The sequence below is a fragment of the Bacteroides sp. RCH18 genome (assembly GCF_058231005.1).
In genome coordinates this window covers 1,959,334-1,978,983 of sequence record NZ_JBIPTC010000001.1, presented here as the reverse complement: position 1 = coordinate 1,978,983, position 19,650 = coordinate 1,959,334, and the positions used below count along the sequence as shown (strand labels likewise).

At 43.9% G+C, this 19,650-nt stretch carries 16 protein-coding genes, 1 pseudogene and 1 riboswitch; of the genes and pseudogenes, 5 read left to right on the top strand and 12 right to left on the bottom strand.

All coding sequences use genetic code 11. The features are described from left to right. Window positions 1-13: 13 nt before the first annotated feature. Entirely contained in the window at window positions 14-880 is an 867-nt protein-coding gene (locus ACHLI0_RS07910) for a BT1926 family outer membrane beta-barrel protein (RefSeq protein ID WP_259003162.1), read from the top strand. A gap of 99 nt (window positions 881-979) precedes the next feature. After that, window positions 980-1,504 (top strand): DUF4369 domain-containing protein, encoded by a 525-nt coding sequence (locus tag ACHLI0_RS07905; protein WP_225680394.1) that lies wholly within the window; start codon window positions 980-982, stop codon window positions 1,502-1,504. Between the two features lie 279 nt (window positions 1,505-1,783). On the opposite strand, the gene ACHLI0_RS07900 is transcribed toward ACHLI0_RS07905, so the two are convergent. Beyond that, window positions 1,784-2,551 (bottom strand): MBL fold metallo-hydrolase, encoded by a 768-nt coding sequence (locus ACHLI0_RS07900; protein ID WP_490748843.1) that lies wholly within the window; start codon window positions 2,549-2,551, stop codon window positions 1,784-1,786. 213 nt (window positions 2,552-2,764) lie between these two features. Next, entirely contained in the window at window positions 2,765-4,045 is a 1,281-nt protein-coding gene (locus ACHLI0_RS07895; RefSeq protein WP_008761151.1) for an O-acetylhomoserine aminocarboxypropyltransferase/cysteine synthase family protein, read from the bottom strand. Between the two features lie 121 nt (window positions 4,046-4,166). Between ACHLI0_RS07895 and ACHLI0_RS07890 the strand changes: the two genes are divergently transcribed. Continuing rightward, a complete protein-coding gene (locus ACHLI0_RS07890; RefSeq protein WP_490748842.1) occupies window positions 4,167-5,270 on the top strand; it encodes an N-acetylmuramoyl-L-alanine amidase family protein in 1,104 nt (367 codons plus the stop codon). A gap of 579 nt (window positions 5,271-5,849) precedes the next feature. Then, window positions 5,850-6,884, top strand: coding sequence for a YeiH family protein (locus ACHLI0_RS07885; RefSeq protein ID WP_008766269.1), 1,035 nt, complete (start codon window positions 5,850-5,852; stop codon window positions 6,882-6,884). Window positions 6,885-7,047: 163 nt separating this feature from the next. Here the strand turns inward: ACHLI0_RS07885 and ACHLI0_RS07880 are convergent, their stop codons facing one another. The 4 genes from ACHLI0_RS07880 to accC form a co-directional block, all read right to left on the bottom strand. Beyond that, a complete protein-coding gene (locus tag ACHLI0_RS07880; RefSeq protein WP_016269632.1) occupies window positions 7,048-8,550 on the bottom strand; it encodes an arylsulfatase in 1,503 nt (500 codons plus the stop codon). Window positions 8,551-8,712: 162 nt separating this feature from the next. Next, complete coding sequence (locus ACHLI0_RS07875) at window positions 8,713-10,248, bottom strand: acyl-CoA carboxylase subunit beta (RefSeq protein ID WP_055220175.1); 1,536 nt, start codon at window positions 10,246-10,248, stop codon at window positions 8,713-8,715. 20 nt (window positions 10,249-10,268) lie between these two features. Further along, on the bottom strand, window positions 10,269-10,778 hold the full coding sequence (locus ACHLI0_RS07870; RefSeq protein WP_008761156.1) for an acyl-CoA carboxylase biotin carboxyl carrier protein subunit: 510 nt from the start codon (window positions 10,776-10,778) through the stop codon (window positions 10,269-10,271). Between the two features lie 20 nt (window positions 10,779-10,798). Next, the gene (gene accC / locus ACHLI0_RS07865) at window positions 10,799-12,310 is read right to left on the bottom strand and encodes an acetyl-CoA carboxylase biotin carboxylase subunit (protein WP_008761157.1); all 1,512 of its coding nucleotides are present in this window, start codon (window positions 12,308-12,310) and stop codon (window positions 10,799-10,801) included. Between the two features lie 136 nt (window positions 12,311-12,446). Further along, window positions 12,447-12,652: riboswitch (cobalamin riboswitch) on the bottom strand. Between the two features lie 190 nt (window positions 12,653-12,842). Between accC and ACHLI0_RS07860 the strand changes: the two genes are divergently transcribed. Further along, window positions 12,843-13,166, top strand: a complete 324-nt coding sequence (locus ACHLI0_RS07860; protein ID WP_008761158.1) for a thioredoxin family protein — start codon at window positions 12,843-12,845, stop codon at window positions 13,164-13,166. A gap of 212 nt (window positions 13,167-13,378) precedes the next feature. Here ACHLI0_RS07860 and pncB read toward each other — a convergent pair whose 3' ends face one another. The 6 genes and pseudogenes from pncB to ACHLI0_RS07830 form a co-directional block, all read right to left on the bottom strand. After that, window positions 13,379-14,548: a nicotinate phosphoribosyltransferase gene (pncB, locus tag ACHLI0_RS07855; protein WP_490748840.1), complete on the bottom strand. Its 1,170-nt coding sequence runs from the start codon at window positions 14,546-14,548 to the stop codon at window positions 13,379-13,381. Window positions 14,549-14,633: 85 nt separating this feature from the next. Beyond that, window positions 14,634-15,164 (bottom strand): hypothetical protein, encoded by a 531-nt coding sequence (locus tag ACHLI0_RS07850; RefSeq protein WP_490749561.1) that lies wholly within the window; start codon window positions 15,162-15,164, stop codon window positions 14,634-14,636. Between the two features lie 407 nt (window positions 15,165-15,571). Further along, window positions 15,572-16,294: a hypothetical protein gene (locus ACHLI0_RS07845; protein ID WP_490748839.1), complete on the bottom strand. Its 723-nt coding sequence runs from the start codon at window positions 16,292-16,294 to the stop codon at window positions 15,572-15,574. A gap of 10 nt (window positions 16,295-16,304) precedes the next feature. Beyond that, complete coding sequence (locus ACHLI0_RS07840) at window positions 16,305-16,904, bottom strand: TetR/AcrR family transcriptional regulator (protein ID WP_055220186.1); 600 nt, start codon at window positions 16,902-16,904, stop codon at window positions 16,305-16,307. Between the two features lie 238 nt (window positions 16,905-17,142). Further along, window positions 17,143-17,921 (bottom strand): annotated as a pseudogene (gene hdhA, locus ACHLI0_RS07835) (7alpha-hydroxysteroid dehydrogenase). Between the two features lie 384 nt (window positions 17,922-18,305). Further along, complete coding sequence (locus ACHLI0_RS07830) at window positions 18,306-19,244, bottom strand: DUF1848 domain-containing protein (protein WP_272201049.1); 939 nt, start codon at window positions 19,242-19,244, stop codon at window positions 18,306-18,308. Window positions 19,245-19,650 lie beyond the last annotated feature (406 nt).

Below are 19,650 nucleotides of genomic sequence, written 5' to 3'. Positions count from 1 at the left end.
TAAAAGTAACAAAATGATAAAGAAACTATGCACATTACTTTTGCTGACCTGTATAACAGCTGCGCCTTCATTGGCGCAGCGTTACAGCAGCAGTGATGATGCGTCGTTTGCCCCGAAGAAAGGACAGTGGCAGGTTTCGGTTTTACTTGGTAGCGGAAAGTTCTTTAATGAGAACACCTCTTATCTGCTTCCCAAGTTCACCAACACCGAAGGAGTCGTCGGACTTCCCAATGGAGGAACGGATAACTCCGGTGACCTGAACCGCTATCTGAATATCGGTAGTCTGAATAATAATAGTCTGGTCAATATAGCCGGAATCGAAGGCAAGTATTTTCTGTCTGACAACTGGGACATCAATTTCCAGTTTAGCATGAACATCAGCCTGACTCCCAAGAAAGACTATGTAGAAGGCGACAACAGTGTACCCGATATGATCATACCCGCGCAAAGTTATATCAATGCGCAGATGACTAATAACTGGTATACCTCTGTCGGCTCCAACTATTACTTCAAGACTCGCAACGAACGTATTCATCCATACGTAGGAGGCGCCCTTGGCTTCCAGATGGCACGCATTGAAACTACAGAACCATACACCGGTGATACCTATAAGGATAGCGATGATTCGGAAGAACTTCCTTCTCAGGTCTATACCGCAGGAAGCAAAGCCGGTCAGATGTATGGTATGAAAGTAGCTGCCGTAGCAGGTATCGAGTATAGCATTGCCAAAGGATTTATTTTCGGGTTCGAGATGCATCCTTTAGCTTATCGCTATGATTTGATACAAATTTGTCCGAAAGGATTTGATAAGTACAATGTCAGTCACCATAACATCAAGATTTTCGAAATGCCTGTGGTGAAACTTGGCTTCAGATTCTGACGAACAATGATTATACAAATGTATAAATGAAAAGTGAAAGCCGCTCTGCTGGTATTGGCGGGCGGCTTTTCTTTCTTTTCAAGAAGAAATAAAAGTCCGATGAATAGATGTATAAGACTTTTGCCCTTTTTCATTGGGGTATTAGTATTGGGAGCTTGCTCTCAAATAAAAGGTTACAGAATTGACGGCAGTGCGCCTCTGCCGGAATTTGAGGGTAAAATGGTTTACATGAAAGATGTTTCGACGGATGCCCCTGTTGACAGCGCAAGGATAATAAATGGAAAGTTTGCTTTTGCAGACACGACAAAAATAGAAAATCCGGTCATAAAGATACTTTCGATCCATGCCAGTAAAATGGGACTGGAATACCGCTTGCCTGTTGTGATTGAAAGCGGTACCATAAAAGCGAGTATTGCCGATGTCGTTTGTACGGAAGGAACGATGCTGAACGAACGGATGCAGGATTTTCTTCTGGCTATAGATGCATATTCTGCTGCTTGTACGGATAAGTCGGTGGAACAGATAAAATCCGGTTTTTCGGAATTACTAAAGAGATATATCGAGATGAATAATGACAATGTAATTGGTACTTATATTCAGACGGCTTACCAGTCATCACTATAATACGATAAATATTCTTTTTCATTTCTATAATAAATAAGATATACGAATACAGAGATAATTAAATAAACAAGAGCTCAATCATAATAATCCTTCTCCTGATATCTTCCGGATTAATGCACTACTTCTTTATGAAGGGGATATCTATAAGACGAGAAACAAAGATGCGCCCTTGCGAAAGTCCGGATTTTTGTATTATTATGTTTTTAAGGACGTTCCTGTTCCCACATTTCCCCTTTTTCCCCAGGAACGTCCTTTTATTTTTCAACTAGGTTTGTATTTTTATTGTAAAGCACGGATACGTACTTCTATTTCTTTTTCGTTTTTTAATCCGCCCTTCACTTCATTGATATTTGTATCTCCGTAATGGTACGGATACAAAATATGCGGTTGAATGATTTTAGCAGATTGTATAGCTTGTTCCGGTGTCATCGTATACGGTTGGTTGACAGGCAGGAAGGCTATATCGATATTCTTTATTTGTTTCATTTCCGGGATATCTTCCGTGTCTCCGGCAATGTAAATCCGGGTGCCGCCCACAGTGAGGATATATCCGTTGTCACGTCCCTTGGGATGGAATTTATCTCTACCGGGAGTTGTATTATAAGCAGGTACTGCTTCCAGTTTGATTTCGGGTGTAATTTGCAGTATATCACCATTTTTCATGGCTTGTCCTTTGTCCAGCATCTTCTGGCAATTCGGATTGGCAATAATTTTTGTATCCGGGGTTTCGATCGCAGCAATTGCTTTGGTATCGAAATGGTCATGGTGTTCATGTGTTATCAGGATATAGTCAGCTTTCGGTTGCTGTGTAAAGTCTGCGTAATCAGAGACTGGATCAACAAAAAACTTTTTTCCAGCATATTCTATTAACAAGCTGGCATGCTTAAAGAAAGTGATCTTCAGGCTTTTCCCGTTCTTGGTGGTAAACGAATCCGTTTCGAAGTTCTGCATCTTTGTGGTCAGATTAATTGAATGATTGAATAAACAGGAATAAGCAAATCCGTAAGAAAGGCACAGCGCGAGTGCTACTAATAAAATCTTTTTCATATCTATACAGAGTTTGGTTCCTTACAAAGATAAACATCTATAGCGATTAATCAGTTCATGATTAAACATATTCTGTTAGAAATTAACTTTCTTATTGAGAAGTAGGATGATAGGCAGTAAATAAGAAAGGGATGAAGCATTGGTGAAAAGAGAAAGGCACAGAATCAAAATGTCCTGTGCCTTTGCTGTTTGTTATCTGATAGTAATCAGCTTTTACGCATTCAATGCCTGCTCGATATCCGCAATGATATCATCCGCATTCTCGATACCTACGGACAAACGGATTAAGTCGGGACGTACACCTGCTTCCATCAGTTGCTCATCCGACAATTGGCGGTGAGTATGGCTGGCGGGGTGAAGCACACAACTACGGGCATCAGCTACGTGAGTCACAATAGCGATAAATTCTAATGAATCCATAAACTTGATAGAGACATCACGTCCGCCTTTCAGTCCGAAGGAGATCACTCCACAGGAACCGTTCGGCATATATTTCTGTGCCAGTGCATAGTATTTGTTATCCGGCAGGCCACAATAGTTAACCCAGGCCACTTTCTCGTTCTTAGAAAGATATTCTGCTACTTTCTGAGCGTTACGGCAATGCTGAGGCATACGCAGGTGCAGTGTTTCGAGTCCAAGATTCAGTAAGAAAGAATTTTGCGGGCTTTGGATACTGCCGAGGTCACGCATCAGTTGTGCAGTTGCTTTGGTGATGTAAGCACCTTTGCCGAATGCTTTTGTATAGGTCAGACCATGATAAGATTCGTCCGGTGTACAGAGTCCGGGGAATTTGTCTGCATGGGCATCCCAGTCGAAGTTGCCGCTGTCGACGATACAGCCACCTACGCTTGTTGCGTGTCCATCCATGTACTTGGTAGTAGAATGAACGATGATGTCTGCTCCCCATTCGAAAGGACGGCAGTTGATAGGAGTCGGGAATGTATTGTCCACAATCAAAGGTACTCCGTGACTGTGTGCGATACGGGCAAACTTTTCGATATCCAGCACTTCGAGAGAAGGATTGGAGATTGTTTCTCCGAACAGTGCTTTCGTATTAGGCTGGAAAGCTGCCGAGATTTCTTCTTCGCTGGCATCCGGATTAACGAATGTAACGTCGATGCCGAGTTTCTTCATGGTGACACCGAACAAGTTGAATGTTCCTCCGTAGATGGCGGATGAACAAACGAAATGATCTCCTGCCTGGCAGATATTGAAAATGGCATAAAAGTTGGCTGCCTGGCCGCTGGATGTAAGCATAGCAGCTACACCACCTTCAAGAGCGGCAATCTTGGCGGCAACCGCGTCATTAGTCGGGTTTTGCAGGCGGGTATAAAAATAACCACTGTCTTCCAAATCGAAAAGGCGTGCCATTTGTTCGCTGGTATCGTATTTGAAAGTTGTACTCTGATAGATGGGCAGCACACGCGGCTCACCCTTTTTAGGCGTCCATCCGGCCTGTACGCACAGGGTTTCGGGCTTGAATTGTTTTGCCATAATGATATAGGGTTTTAAGTTTTATTGCCAAAAAAAGTTTTAACGGGGCAAAAGTAGGGAAAATAATTGTATTTTTGTCCTGTTTATAAGTGAAATGATACTGATAAGGTAGTAGTCGAATATGAAAAAAAGATTCTATATTCTTTTATTAATTAGTTTTCTTCTTTCGTTGGCTGATGTGCAGGCGCAACAAAAAGCTACTCCGAAAGCAGGTGAGGGGATTTCTACTTTTTTGCTGCGTCACAACCGTGCTCCAAAGAAATATTACGATGATTTTGTGGAACTGAATAAGGCAAAGCTGGGGAAAGGGAATGTGTTGAAGCTGGGGGTAACGTATACTATTCCTCCTGTCAAGAGATCGGCGGCGGCTTCTGAAAGAACAACTTCGGGGAGAGATACTTCTGCAAAAAGAAAAGTTCCAACAGAGGCGGCTGATAAAGAGACCTCAGCAAGAAAACAACCCTCAAAGGTTTCGAAAATAGGAACCACTCTTCATGAACCTCTTTTCGGTAAGCAACTGGCGAATGTAAAGGTCACTTCCAACCGATTGGCAGGTGCCTGTTTCTATGTGGTCAGCGGGCACGGCGGTCCTGATCCGGGGGCCATCGGACGGGTAGGGAAGCACGAACTTCACGAAGACGAGTATGCCTATGACATTGCACTTCGTCTCGCCCGGAATCTGATGCAGGAAGGGGCGGAAGTGCACATCATTATTCAGGATGCCAAAGATGGTGTCCGTAATGACGCTTACCTCTCTAACAGCAAGCGTGAGACTTGTATGGGCGACCCGATTCCATTGAATCAGGTACAGCGTCTTCAGCAGCGTTGCAATAAAATCAATGCTCTTTATCGGAAAGACCGTCAGAACTATACTTACTGCCGCGCTATCTTCATTCATGTAGACAGCCGCAGCAAAAAAAAGCAGACGGATGTCTTTTTCTATCATTCCAATAAGAAAGCCGAAAGCAAACGGCTGGCAAACAACATGAAAGATACGTTCGAATCCAAATATGGAAAGCATCAGCCGAACCGCGGCTTTTCCGGAACGGTGAGCGGACGCAATTTATATGTACTTTCACACACTACCCCCGCTTCTGTTTTTGTCGAACTGGGGAATATACAGAATACATTTGACCAGCGGAGACTGGTGATGGATTCCAACCGTCAGGCCCTTGCCAAATGGTTGATGGAAGGCTTTCTGAAAGATTTTAAAGGGAGAAAATAAACTTCAATCTCTTTTTTTCGTGAACAAAACGAAAATCGGGATGTTATATATGTGCAAATCGCCTGATGACTGCTTGTAGGTATGCGAATATATATGAGTCAGTGAATATGCCTCCCCGGCATAACAGGAAGATTGCATAGTAGTTTTGTCGTGTTTTATTTTGTGTTTGTGTTGTGACGGTGCTGCGATGTGAATCGGGGTACCGTTTTTTTTGTTAAAAAGCCGTTTTAACTTCATTTTTTTCAGAACTCTTGTGAACAAAATCCGAATTGGTGCGTTATTTATTATGCAAATCGCCTGATAAAGCTTCTTATGGGTATGCGAATATAGATAAGTCAAGCAAGGTATGCCTCCCCGGCATTACAGGTAAGATTGCATAGTAGTTTTGTCGTGTTTTATTTTGTGTTTGTGTTGTGACGGTGCTGCGATGTGAATCGAGGTGCCGTTTTTTTGTTATAACCGCTTTGGGGGTATAACCAGGGATTATCCGACATAATAAAATTCTGTGATTCAGTCTGCCGGAAAATGTCTTCCTTTGCAAAAAAGAAATAATTTAGTATCACTTAAATCAAATCATTTATGTTCAATGAAAAGAGAAGCAGCATGCTGCACGGTGTCCTGTTGATAGCATTATTTTCTTGTGCTGCGTTTTATATTGGCGAGATGTCTTTTGTAAGAAGTATTTCTTTCAGTCCGATGATTGTCGGTATCATTTTGGGTATGCTTTATGCCAATAGTCTGCGAAATCACCTTCCGGAAACGTGGGTGCCGGGTATCCAGTTTTGCTCGAAGAAGATTCTGCGTATCGGTATCATTTTATATGGCTTCAGATTGACTTTTCAAGATGTCATGGCTATCGGGTTGCCGGCTATGCTGATCGATGTGATTATTGTGGCTGTGACTATTTGTGGCGGTATCTATTTGGGTAAATTGCTGAAGATGGACCGTGGAATCGCATTACTTACTTCCATCGGAAGTGGAATTTGTGGAGCCGCCGCCATTCTGGGGGCTGAATCGACCATCAAGGCAAAGCCATATAAAACGGCTGTATCCGTGTCTACTGTCGTGATTTTCGGTACTATTTCCATGTTTCTGTATCCTTTCTTGTACCGGAACGGATTTTGTGCACTGACTCCCGATCAGATGGGAATTTATACGGGGGCTACCCTGCATGAGGTTGCCCATGTAGTAGGTGCCGGAGATGCGATGGGAAACGGTATTTCGGATTCTGCCATCATAGTGAAAATGATTCGTGTGATGATGTTGGTTCCTGTGCTTCTGATTACTACCTATCTGGTGGCGAGAGCGAGGAAAAGACAAGTGCAGAAAGGGCAGAAGTTTCAGAAGATTGCAGTGCCCTGGTTTGCAATAGGTTTTATGGGTGTCATCGCTTTCAATTCTTTTGATTTGCTTCCTGCGCAGTTGGTGGCAGGTATTAACACACTGGATACCTTTTTGCTGACAATGGCTATGACGGCACTCGGAACAGAAACAAGCATCGATAAATTCAGAAAGGCCGGAGCCAAACCTTTCGTATTGGCTCTTTTACTTTATGTGTGGCTGGTAGTCGGCGGATATTTCCTTGTGAAGTATCTCACTCCTTATCTGATGTAAGGGAAAAACGTCTTCTTGCAAAATACTTATTATCACTTTCACCGCAAATTGTACAATCTTAGACGGATAAATAAAGTGTCAGTCACTGAGAACTTCCCATTTTATCTGTATGATAGATACAATTTGTGGCGAAAGTGATGCGTTTCATCCGGGCAGGCTATATTTATTGCTTTTCTTTCGGATAGTTAGGACCGTAAAGCATCGTTTTTTTGCGGACAACCAATTGACCGTCTTTCACAAATTCCTCTCCCCGTTCACTGAGGTGGCGGATCATTTCTGCACGCATTCCTGTCAGCAGCTTTTTATATTTCTTGTCGTTCACAGCATTATGCAGTTCTTTGGGATCTTTGGCAAGGTCAAACAATTGCTCTTCACCTGTATAGAAGTACCAGATATATTTAATCTTTCCGTCGGTCAAGGCACACCAATAGTTGTCATCACTGTAGCAAGTGGCATGTTCCAGATCAATGTATTTGCGCCATTCCGTTTCTGTACCTTTAGCCAGAGATAGCAGAGAGCGTCCGTCTATGTCGGTGGGAACGGAGGTTCCCGCTATTTCGAGGAAAGTTGGTAGCAGGTCACGGAGTTCTACGGGATTATCCACCTTGCCGGGAACGACTTGCGCTTTGGCTGGCCATTTAATAATATAAGGTATGTGCGTAGATCCTTCATACGGGTAAGTCTTTCGCCAGTGGTAGTGATCTCCCATCATATCTCCATGATCGGAAACGAAAATGATAAGGGAATTATCATACATTCCCTTGTCTTTTAAGGTCTGGAGGACACGCCCTATCTGTTCGTCTATGAAAGTGATGTTGGCATAATAATAGCGTTTGGAGTGACGTGCATATTCATTTCCGAAGTTGCCGTAGGGAGCATCTTTGGCTGCTTTTTCGGGGTCCAGTTCTTTAGCGTATTTCCCACACCAGTCACCAATGACGGGATCGGGAACCTGCGCATCCTTATACATGTCGAGAAAGCGTTGAGGCGGGTCGTACGGGCTGTGGGGACGGGCAAAGGAAACTTTCAAGAATAAGGGCTGATTGCCGTTATCATAATTCTGTATCATCTGACAAGCCATTTCACCGGTCCAATAAGTAGGGTGCAGACTTTCTTTCAGTTTATAGGTAGCTGCTCCGTGATCGTTCCATCCGATTCCGGTTTCATCCGGGTTCTTTCCCGGTGCCTGTATTTGAAACCATAAGCGATAGTCACTGATGAAATTCGGATCTTCCCGGCGTCCGCTTTCATCCAGCAGCGTTCCTTCGAAACCGTGTTTGATTCGTTGCGGATGCCAGTGCATTTTTCCGATACCGAAGGTATAATATCCGGCATCTTTCAGCATCTGAGGCATTTCGTGGTTGTACTTGGGGGCAACTTTACCGTATCCTAACAAGCCATGATGCCAGGGAGACTGTCCGGTCAACAGTCCGGCACGGGCAGGGGTACTGCTGGGACACGAAGAATATCCGTTCATAAACAACGTTCCTTCGCTTGCCAAAGCGTCCAGATGGGGGGAGATAACAGATTCATTACCCATGCATCCCATGGCGTCGCCACGTTGCTGATCGGTCATAATTAAGATAATGTGCGGTTGTTTTTGTGCATAGGCCAAAGATGAGCACAATCCGGCCGTGACGGCAAATGTACATTTCAGGTTAATCATATTTTCTGGTTTTTCATAATGTAATACTGCAAAGGTATAAAGTTTTATCTATTTTGCGTGAAAGCGTTTCTGCTTTTTATATGAAAAAAGAAACTGTTTCAGAAACAGGTGGGGGCACCTGTACTGAAACAGTCTCTTTTATTATAGGTAATCGCCTATAACTTATAAAGGCATATTTCCATGTTTTTTAGGCGGATTCGTCTGCATCTTGTTCTCTGTCATTTCCAGTGCCTGGATCAGACGTTTGCGGGTTTGTCTCGGATAGATGATTTCATCGATGAATCCCAGTTCGGCAGCCTGGTAGGGAGTGGCAAACTTTTCCTTGTAGGCTTCCAGTTCTTTACCTTTTGTCTCTGCATCCGCTTTGCGGAACAGGATGTTTACCGCACCTTCCGCACCCATGACTGCGATTTCCGCACTCGGATAAGCGAAGTTCACATCTGCACCTGTCTGTTTGGAGTTCATCACAATATACGCGCCGCCGTATGCCTTGCGGGTAATGACTGTCAGTTTGGGGACAGTAGCTTCGGCAAATGCATAAACGATTTTAGCACCGTGGCGGATGATACCGTTGTTCTCCTGCGTATATCCGGGAAGAAATCCCGGCACATCTTCGAAAGTAATCAACGGAATGTTGAAACAGTCGCAGAAACGGATGAAACGGCTTGCCTTGTCGCTGGCGTCAATGTCGAGAACACCGGCAAGGTAGGCCGGCTGATTGGCGACAATACCAACCGAACGGCCTGCCAGACGTGCAAAACCGATGATGATATTCTTTGCGAAGTTAGTCATTACTTCGAAGAAATAGCCGTTATCTACTACCCGTTCGATGATATCCTTCATGTCGTATGGTACATTCGGGTCTGCGGGGACGATGGTGTCGAGTACGGCATCTTCACGGTTGGTCTCGTCAGTACAGTTCTGCTTTTTCGTTTCGTCCATATTATTCTGAGGCAAGAAGGAAAGCAGTTCGCGAATGCTCATCAACAGTTCTTCTTCGGTATTGCACATAAAGTGAGTGACACCGCTTTTGCTGCTGTGTGTCATGGCACCGCCCAGTTCTTCTTTGCTTACCTCTTCGTGAATCACAGTCTTTACCACATCCGGACCTGTCACAAACATGTGACTCTTTTCTTTCACCATAAAGATGAAGTCGGTGAGGGCAGGAGAGTAGCAGGCGCCTCCGGCACACGGACCAAGAATAGCCGAAATCTGAGGAATCACTCCGCTTGCCATTGTGTTCTGATAGAAAATATCCGCATAGCCGGAAAGGCTTTCAATTCCTTCCTGAATACGTGCGCCACCGGAATCATTCAGCGCAATTATCGGAGCACCGTTCTTCAATGCCAGTTGCTGCACTTTCACAATCTTTTTCGCATTCGAAGCGGACAGTGAACCTCCGTAGACTGTAAAGTCGTAGGCATAAACAAATACCTGGCGCCCGTCAATCTTTCCATAACCGGATACGATGCCGTCTCCCGGAATCTTGTTTTTGTCCATGCCATAGTTGGTGCAGCGGTGAACCATCAACTTGTCCAGTTCAACAAAAGTACCTTTGTCGAGCAGCATTTCGATGCGTTCGCGGGCAGTCATCTTTCCGCTTTCGTGTTGCTTTTCAATCTTTTCCACGCCCCCACCGAGGGAAGCGATGCGGTCACGTTCCTGGAACGTGGCGTATGCTTTATTTATTTCTTCCATGATGCAATCCGTTTTTAGTATTATACAATCGGCTCTAATGTTATTAATGTCTGGTCACCGGTGATGTTGTCGCCTTCCTGAACCAGAATTTCCTTGATGCGGCAATCTGAAGTCACTTTGTAGTTGCTCTGCATTTTCATGGCTTCGATGACGATGACGGTATCTCCCGTTTTCATTTCCTGCCCTGCCGTAACAGGGATTTTCACCACCTTTCCCGGCATTGGGGAAGTGATGCGGTCGTTCTGTTCGTCTTCGCCTTTCTTGCGCATACGCAGATACTTTGCCTGGCTGTCCACGATTTCAACATTGAAACTGCTATAATGCGTATTTACCTTATAGCTTTTACCGTTTTCGCGGCGAATCAGTTGTGCGTTTGCGCTGCGACCGTCCATCAGAATATTGCAGGTGCCATTTTCGGCCATCACAACATCTGCTTCAAACGGTTTTCCGTCAATGGTAAGTACCACTTTATTGTCTTCCTTGCTGACGAGCTCTATTTCCGCTACGCGGTCTCCTATATGAATTTCCATAATTGAATGCTGTTTTTAGTTTAGATACGAAGTACACCTTTGTGCAAACCGAATTCTTTCCATTTGCTGATGGGACGGTTGTCCGTTGCGTCACCTCTGTTTTCTTCAAGATTCATCAGATAATCCATGTAGGCAGCAATCATGGCAATGTTTTCGGCACGTTCGCTGGTGCGCATGATGCATTGTTGCAGATGCTCGCCGTTCTTGGTGATAAAACCTGTGTCGTAATGGCCTTCCACAAAGTCCGGAGTGTCCATGATGGCACGCAGGTAGCTGATGTTGTTCTTTACCCCTGTCAGTTTATACTCATGGAGTACGCGGCGCATCCGTTCGATGGCATATTCGCGGTTGGTAGCCCATACGATCAGTTTGCCGATCATCGGGTCATAATAGATCGGGATTTCGTATCCTTCGTACACGTAACTGTCGATACGAACACCGATTCCGTTCGGTTCTGTAATCTGCTTGATGATTCCCGGGCTCGGCATGAAGTTCATTTCCGTGTCTTCGGCACAAATACGGCATTCGATGGCATGGCCGCGTTGTTGGATATCTTTCTGTTTCAACTGGAGCACTTGGCCGTCGGCAACTTTGATCTGCTCTTTCACCAAGTCCACTCCGACCACTTCTTCCGTAATCGGATGTTCTACTTGCAGACGGGTGTTCATTTCGAGGAAGTAATAATTGCGATGCTTATCAACCAAGAACTCAATCGTGCCTGCACCGATATAGTTGACCGCTTTGGCGGCGGCTACCGCCTTTTCACCCATATCTTTACGCAGTTCGGGCGTCACGAAAACCGATGGCGTCTCTTCCACAATCTTCTGGTTGCGGCGTTGTACGGAACATTCGCGTTCGCACAGGTGAATCACGTTTCCGTGTTTGTCGCCCAGAATCTGAAATTCAATGTGATGAGGTTCTTCCACGAACTTCTCCAGATAAACGGTATCGTCGCCAAACGAAGAAAGTGACTCGCTTTTGGCAGTCGTATAAGCCTCTTCCACCTCTTCCGCACTGTGGATAAGGCGCATACCTTTTCCGCCGCCGCCCATAGATGCTTTCAGCATCACCGGATAACCGATCTTGTTGCAGAGTTCTACGGCTTCTTCCACACTTTTCAGATTCTCCTGTGTGCCGGGAACGACAGGGACTCCTGCCTCGATCATTTTAATACGGGCGGATATCTTGTCGCCCATTGCCTCCATCGTTTCGGGGTCCGGTCCGATAAAAATAATATTTTCTTCTTGACAGCGTCGGGCGAAAGTCGCGTTTTCGGACAGGAAACCATATCCCGGATGAATAGCGTCTGCATGGCATTCCTTTGCCACTTCGATGATTTTTTCTATATTCAGATAACTCTCTTTGGATGCTGCCGGTCCTACGCAATAAGCTTCGTCGGCATAGAGCACGTGCTTTGCGGTCCGGTCTGCTTCGGAGAAAATAGCGATACTCGTTATCTCCATCTCCCGGCAGGAGCGCATCACCCTTATGGCAATTTCACCGCGATTGGCTACTAAGATTTTTTTTATCATACTTTACTCAATTAAGTACATACTTATTTAATGCCTTCCCATCTTCACAGACATAGTCCATCCGACAGAAACACAGTATTTTCTTGATTTGGGGCTTAACAAATGATGTTCTTTCTCCTAACCCACGAGGCAGAAGAACGCTTTACGCGAAGTGGCAGGTCTTCTGACTGACTCTTGTCTTATAGTGCCTTCCCAAAATAACATCAGTGGCGATAAATTAGTTCATTAATAAGACATTGTATAGAGCTTCACAGCAGCGGGACTGTACGGGATTTACACCCGATTCCCTTTTAATCGTTGTCCGTTGGACACGGACTCCGAACCATTTCGGGGGGCAAAGATAAATAAATATTGAATACTGTGTTCTGTTTTTGCACGAAAGTTTCAGTTTTGTGCAATGAATGCTCCGGCAGATTTCCTCTCCTTTACTTTTCCAATAGAACTAAATCTCTGTGTATTAATGTTTATGTGTTAAACCTTCCTCTTTTTGTATTGTTAAGACTCCCACTAATTAATTAAAAGGAGAATCGATATGAAAGAAAAGAAAATAGCTCGTGATACGAGAAACAGAGAGAAACTGGCGGGTGATGACTGGGTAATGGCAGAATTTTATGCAACGTGGTGTCCTCACTGCCAGCGTATGCAGCCTTTGATTAAAGAGTTCAAGAAAGAGATGGAAGGGATAGTCGAGGTAGTACAGGTAGACGTAGACGAGGAAAGTGATCTCGCTAATTTTTATACTATTGAATCCACTCCTACATTCATTCTTTTCAGAAAAGGTGAACAGCTCTGGAGACAATCCGGCGAACTGACGCTGGAAAGATTGGGAAGAGCAGTCAAGGAGTTTAAATCTTGAAAAAGTATTAATAAAAAGGGATGTTTTTCTATGAAAGTTTTAAATCGTGTTATAAAACATACTTTTTTATTTGGATAATTTGCTAATAACACAGAAGTACGTATCTTTGCACTGTGTTTTTCATAGTATTAGATTTAAGGTTAACAAAGGTTGGAGCAAGGCGTTGCTCCTTTTTTTATGCCCGTACCCCGGCTTTCTGTTCAGAGCGGTCTTTATTTCGCCAGCCTCAGTTCGTATAGGCAAGCCTGTACTTCCTCCGGACTGCCTGTATGCTTTCCTTCGTCATCCGATAGTTTGATGCATTTTCTCCATTCCTGATTGACATTCATTTTGCATTGCGTGAGTTTCATGACAATGTTGGAAGGGGTAAATCCTGTATCATTCGTAAGATTGGTGCCGATTCCGAAGGAACAGCGAATCTTGCCCTTGCAGTATTCCTGAATTTCCAGTGCTTTCGTGAAGTCGAGAGCGTTGCTAAATACGATTGTTTTGGTAGTGGCATCAATGCCCAGTTCTTTATAGCGGGCTACCAGCTTATCGATAAAATCAAACTCATTGCCGGAATCGCAGCGCACTCCGTCGAATAGCTTGGCCTGCTTGCGGCTGAGATTGCTCAGGAATATTCCTGAAGTATAAGTGTCGGACAGCGCAATGCCCAAATCTCCGTCGTATACATTCACCCAGTTTTCGAGCGCCATATAGTTGGCGTGCTTATATCCGAACTGTGCCCCATGAAACATGAACCACTCATGCGGATGAGTTCCCATCATTTTCATGCCGTACTTCATGGCAAAATAGCAATTGGAAGTTCCGGTACAGTATTTGGCCGTATCATTCAGCCGTTTGATCACCGTCTCCTGTACGTCGATTGAGAATCTTCTCCGCGTGCCGAACTCTGAGAAGCGGAGTTGGTGCTGATTGGACAATTCCACTTTCTCCGACAATTTGCAGAGTATCTCGCTCATATCGGGTACGTTGCCGAAAAACTTGTTTTTGATTTCGGATACGATGGCGAGCAGCGGTACTTCATACAGTGTGACTTTATAAAGAAAATCGCTGACTTCAATATGCAGCCGCCCCGTTGTGTCCAGATGAATATCGATCTTGTCCGGATCAAAACGGAAAGAAGACAGCCATTCCCAATAGACTCTCGGAAGAAACCGGCAATTGCGTGTCATGTATTCCAGTTCCTCTTCCGTAAGTCTCAACCGGCTGAGTTTGTTGAATTCGCTTTTGAGCGCTTCCAGAAACTCTTCGGTATATTCAGTTTCGTTTCTGTCGTTGAAACTGAAAGTACCCATTGCGTAAGGGAATAATTTGATATAAGCGTACGAGGTGGTAAACTTATAGAGGTCTGTATCCAGTAGTGTTCTTACAATCATACCGTTTATTCTTTAATATGTAAAACGTTGTAAAGTTAGTATTTGTTGGACAATCCTACTGATTAATTGGCAATAATTCCTTCTTTTAGTAAGTTAATCCCACTTTTAGGGTGATGGAGTGGTGAGACAGTTCTTCCTTGAATTCAGTATGGAAATATTCATCGGTCCGCTGTTTCAGCCTTTCCAGTTGCTGTATTTCATAGCCTAAGGCAATATTCATTTTTAGTTTTTGAGTGAGCTTTACCTGTGCTCCTACAGATGGTGAAAGATAGAATCCGCCATTGGTTTCTTTGGCAGCCGCCAATGAGCCGCCGATGTTGCATTCCAGATAGGGAGTAAGTTTCTTTGGTCGCGTCATGAAGAACTGTGCATTGGCATACAGCGGAATAAGAGCTTTTTCATAGATGGACAGTCCGCTTCCTGCGCCGATGGTCAATCGTTGCCCGATGTGATAGTGTGCTATGATCTGCCAGTTGAAGGGCGTTTGAGATGGTTGGCCCATAGAAAGTCCCGTGCCGATATAGGTCGTATAGGAGAAATGTTTGCTGTCTGTCTGCCCGTCAGCATGTACGACAATAAGGAATAGCAGAGTCAGAGTGAAGATGAAGTGTTTCATAAAGATATGAGGATGAATGTTAATAGATATATATGCAAGCATTGAGTATTGATTTTAGGGTATTTTCGCTTTCCATGGCGGTGATGTTTCAACAAAATAGGCGAAAAAACACTTTTTTTAGGAATAAGCTTCTTTATAACCAATCAATTATGGCTGTAAACCGTAAGACGCAAAATACGTATATGATTATTATACAGTATGATACGGATTACTATATTCTCAATCATTCTCATGGCGATGAGAAAAAAATCTCACCATTATGAGAAAAGTTTCTCATCGCATTGAGAAAAAGTTCTCACTGCAATGAGAATTTTTTCTCAAAGGCGTGAGAATTTTTTCTCGTTAAAGAGAGAACGGATGCTTATAGTAATAACCTGCTCATAGTTGCAGCCTTTTATTTACTTTGCTTATTGGATATGAATGGTTATACTCTTGACGATATGCAGCGCTGTGGTAAGTGAAGAGGTATCGGTTACGATCTCTCCGTTGCTGCCATCGGGGCTGCTGTGTCCGATTAGTTTGGCTGTAAATTCTTTCTTGCCGGACGTCAGGTCAACTTCTGCGGCATAGACCAGAGCCGGCTGGCCACTTCCTTCTTTTCCGCCGGTGTAGTTGGCGTCCCCTTCTTTGGCGGATTTAGGGAATGCTTCATTGAAATCTGTCGAATGATTGATTTCTACTTTGACGACGAACTGCTTCTGTTTTCCCGTAGGGACCATTTTCACTTGGAAGCTTCCCTGCGGAGTCGCTCCGGTGATTCCATCGACCAGTGGAGACTTCTTTGTCGGAAGATATAAGCCGTCCTCCGATTCTATCCCTCTCTGATAACACCAGTGGGGCAGTGCCTCTTTTCTCCGGTTGCCGCCGGAGAACTGCCAGGATTGAGTAGCGATTTTATGTGTCACATACACAGTGGATAGATAATGTCCCTTCATGTCTTCCGTCCAGATAGCGATTTGCGGCGGATTCTTTTTGTTGATCCCCAGAAATAGAGGAAATTTGTGCAGCCATTCTTCTCCCTTTTCGATGGAGATTTTGAGGTCGTTGCTGTTGTACTCTACCAAATCCTGATTGCATCCGGTACTAAATAAGGCGATCAGCCATACTCCCATCATTGTCATCTTGTTCATTTGATTTTGTTTATTTCTGTAGCCAAAGGTCTACCAATAGATTAATTCCTGTTTCCAGTTGTTCCCAACCGTTTTCTTCCTGTATTCTGAGTCCGTTGTAGACCGGACAGTTCTCTTCAAGTAATACCAGATAACTGATGGCTGCCGTTACAATGGAAGCTACGGCGGCCGTCTCTTTTTGCGGATGTCTGGAGAGCCGGCTCACTGCTTCTACCAGTCGGATACCTTTCTCTTCCCGTATCTCGCGCAGTTCTCTGACGAATTTGTTATTCGTCGTCAACTCCCAGCGGTAAAGGCGTTTCAGCGTATAGCTTTTCCTTAATTCCATAATTTGCCTTCTGAATATCTGCTTGATAAAAGCACCGATATGTTCCGGGTCCGGCAATTCTTCGTCGAAGTTAATCCAGTAGTCATTTTGCTGGATATAGGCAGCTATCAATCCGTCCAGCGAATTGAAATAGCGGTAAATGAGCATTTTGGCTACTCCGGCTTTGGCTGCCACGGCATTGATTCCCAGTCCTTCGAAACCGCTTTCTTCGATAATGTCATCAACGGCTTTGATCAGTGCCAGTTCCGTTGCCTGCCTGTTTTTGATCATCTCTTTTTCCATTGTCTTATGATGTTGTTACTACTTGGTCACAAAAGTATGTTTTCTATCGGTAACATCGAGGAGAAAAAGAGAGTTTTTATTTGTTAATTAGAAAAAAAGGCTTTGGAGTATACTGAGAGGGGGGATGAAGAAGAGAATAAATGGACAGTACATCTGGCTTTATTGGCAAGGAGTAAGATACTTTTTGATAGCCAATCGTTCTTATGATAAAAAGCAGGATGTACTGTCCGGGGTATATTTATGATAATTCAACGGTAGGATTGTGAATGGTTAAGCCGCCGTCTACCACAATCGTCTGTCCGGTGATGTATCGTGCATCGTTGGAGGCCAGGAATGCAATGGTGGCGGCAACGTCTTCGGGTTCTCCCAAATAAGGTGTGGCGCATTGTCCTAAAAATATATTGCGTACTTCTTCGTTCAGATTGTCCAGTGCGGCAGGGGTAAGAACCAATCCCGGTGCTACGGCATTGCAGCGGATATTTTTCTTTCCCATTTGGGTGGCGATATATTTAGTCAGATTGATGACACCTGCTTTGCTGGCTCCGTAGAGAGTGCCATTGGCGTCGGCTGTCAGTCCGCTTATGATGCTACGTTTACGATATTTCCGCCTCCGTGAGTGGTCATGATGGGAATGACCTGCTGAGAAAGATACATCGTGCAGCAAAGGTTCAGATGGAATACTTCGTCGAAGTAATCGATATCCAGCTTTTCAATATTCAGATCACGTTTGGGGTCGGTTCCGCCTACGTTGTTTATAAGTACGTCTATCTGACCGTATTCCTTCATGGCGAAATCAACCAGTTCTTTACAGCTTTGGAGTTCGGTGGCGGAGAAATAGATGGGACGCACGTCGGCCCCTGCTTGAGTGAGTTCGGCGGCAAGCTTGTCGGCCCTTTCCTGCGAATGATCGGCGATGACTACTTTTCCTCCTTCGGAGACGATGCGGCGTGTGGTTGCTTCGCCAATGCCACCGGCAGCACCGGTGATGACGACTACTTTGTTTTCAAATCTTTTCATATATGTTGAGAATTTGATGATTACCTTCCTCTAATTAACAGCTAATGAATGGATTTGTTGTTGCCTGTAAACTCTTATTAATAGGAATCGGCAACAGATTCGAAAACTTTTGCATCTCATTCAGTTTTATGGGCTAAATATTTAAGAAGACTGCTAAATGTTAACATGAAGTTGCTTATTTGTTAATGCGGTTCTGATTCTATTAAACCATGTTATAAGATGTCCCGTTTTAGCCGGAAAATTTGGAGATGAGTCAAAAGTCCGTATCTTTGTACTGTGTTTTTCATAGTATTAGATTTAAGGTTAACAAAGATTGGCTGTCTGGGATAGATAGCCTTTTTTTTTGCTCTTATGCGAAGAAATTATTTGGAGTCCGGGCGTGATTCAGAATAATGAATATTGATTGTTTCGCAGACTTTTCATTTCCCGTTCCTTCACTACATCATCTTCTGCCGGATGCCCGATCAGCAAAGGCGAATTCCTGTCATGTTTCTTAGTGTTATATTCCACACTGTTGTAATTGCCTTTGATGGCGTAACAATAGATGCATCCGTTGAGGCAACTTTCATAAGTACCTATGTCGATACTTTCAATGCAATTGCAGACATTCCGCTGATTTTTGTCTTTTTTGGCAAGGAGGGGGTAGCCGGTGATTCTTTCGATCAGTTCTTTGTCGATACACAGTCCGGCAGGGATTCCCAAATGTCTCAGATCAACTTTGGAGGTGCAGGTATCTAGTTGGATGGCAGGATATTCGTTGATGGTATTCCTGAAAGAGACGGCTATTTCTTCAATCTCCTCTTTTCGCAACGGCTGTATGTTGAACTGGCCGACTGCGGTGCGGATATGCTGGTAATGGTCAATAAATCCCAGCATACACTTCTCGGTATGGTCTTTAAGTCCATAGGCAATTTGGGCAAACGCCTCCTTATGGAAAGAAACGTCGTACTCCTCATTGGTCAGTATCGGGTCATAGCGCCAGATCACTTTTTCTTTTCCTATTTTATCCGAAAGTCGTTTGAATATGTCTATTCGTTTGTCGACTGACGGCAGATTATTCTCTAATTTCTCTCCGTAAGGATTGAGTGTGAACTGAAAGTAGTATTTGTAGTCTTGCAGATGATCCAGTTTATCAATCATCGGAGCGGGATTCTTGGTCCAGAACACGATGCAATCTACCACAGCAGGATGTAAGCTGACCTTGCTGATCATTTTAGGATTAAAAGGATTGGGAACTAACACGTATCCTTCTTTAATCCGGTTAAGGAACCATTGCGAATAGAATGCCGGAATATCTGTCCGGCGGCTGGCGCTAATTATCATATTTCAAAGTTACGGTAAAATTGGTTGTATTGCAATAACTCCGTGATGAAAAATAATCAATAGCACGGATAGGAGGGAGAATAGAGTATACTGAAAAAGGATTAATGCGAGATTCTTGAAAAAGCGGACTTAGTTGCTTTTTCAAGAATCTCGTTAAGCAGGAACTGTGAATGAATATGTTAAATGTTAACACGAAAAGTCTAAAATGTTAATGCGCTTCCGAGAGTCTTAAACCGTGTTATATTATCGTCCGATTCGGCTCTGAAATTTGCTATTTACTTGAAAGGTGGTATATTTGTACTGTGTTTTTTTCATAAGTATTAGATTTAAGGTTAACAAAAGATTGGTTGCTCGTGATGAGTAGCCATTTTTTGTTTTTATACGTCGATAATTGTTTATTCTTTAA

What these genes read in the sequence shown, in the direction of transcription:
- ACHLI0_RS07910 (WP_259003162.1), top strand. Translation starts at nt 14, where the DNA reads ATGATAAAGAAACTATGCACATTACTTTTGCTGACCTGTATAACAGCT.
- ACHLI0_RS07905 (WP_225680394.1), top strand. Translation starts at nt 980, where the DNA reads ATGAATAGATGTATAAGACTTTTGCCCTTTTTCATTGGGGTATTAGTA.
- ACHLI0_RS07900 (WP_490748843.1), bottom strand. Translation starts at nt 2,551, where the DNA reads ATGAAAAAGATTTTATTAGTAGCACTCGCGCTGTGCCTTTCTTACGGA.
- ACHLI0_RS07895 (WP_008761151.1), bottom strand. Translation starts at nt 4,045, where the DNA reads ATGGCAAAACAATTCAAGCCCGAAACCCTGTGCGTACAGGCCGGATGG.
- ACHLI0_RS07890 (WP_490748842.1), top strand. Translation starts at nt 4,167, where the DNA reads ATGAAAAAAAGATTCTATATTCTTTTATTAATTAGTTTTCTTCTTTCG.
- ACHLI0_RS07885 (WP_008766269.1), top strand. Translation starts at nt 5,850, where the DNA reads ATGTTCAATGAAAAGAGAAGCAGCATGCTGCACGGTGTCCTGTTGATA.
- ACHLI0_RS07880 (WP_016269632.1), bottom strand. Translation starts at nt 8,550, where the DNA reads ATGATTAACCTGAAATGTACATTTGCCGTCACGGCCGGATTGTGCTCA.
- ACHLI0_RS07875 (WP_055220175.1), bottom strand. Translation starts at nt 10,248, where the DNA reads ATGGAAGAAATAAATAAAGCATACGCCACGTTCCAGGAACGTGACCGC.
- ACHLI0_RS07870 (WP_008761156.1), bottom strand. Translation starts at nt 10,778, where the DNA reads ATGGAAATTCATATAGGAGACCGCGTAGCGGAAATAGAGCTCGTCAGC.
- accC (WP_008761157.1), bottom strand. Translation starts at nt 12,310, where the DNA reads ATGATAAAAAAAATCTTAGTAGCCAATCGCGGTGAAATTGCCATAAGG.
- ACHLI0_RS07860 (WP_008761158.1), top strand. Translation starts at nt 12,843, where the DNA reads ATGAAAGAAAAGAAAATAGCTCGTGATACGAGAAACAGAGAGAAACTG.
- pncB (WP_490748840.1), bottom strand. Translation starts at nt 14,548, where the DNA reads ATGATTGTAAGAACACTACTGGATACAGACCTCTATAAGTTTACCACC.
- ACHLI0_RS07850 (WP_490749561.1), bottom strand. Translation starts at nt 15,164, where the DNA reads ATGAAACACTTCATCTTCACTCTGACTCTGCTATTCCTTATTGTCGTA.
- ACHLI0_RS07845 (WP_490748839.1), bottom strand. Translation starts at nt 16,294, where the DNA reads ATGAACAAGATGACAATGATGGGAGTATGGCTGATCGCCTTATTTAGT.
- ACHLI0_RS07840 (WP_055220186.1), bottom strand. Translation starts at nt 16,904, where the DNA reads ATGGAAAAAGAGATGATCAAAAACAGGCAGGCAACGGAACTGGCACTG.
- ACHLI0_RS07830 (WP_272201049.1), bottom strand. Translation starts at nt 19,244, where the DNA reads ATGATAATTAGCGCCAGCCGCCGGACAGATATTCCGGCATTCTATTCG.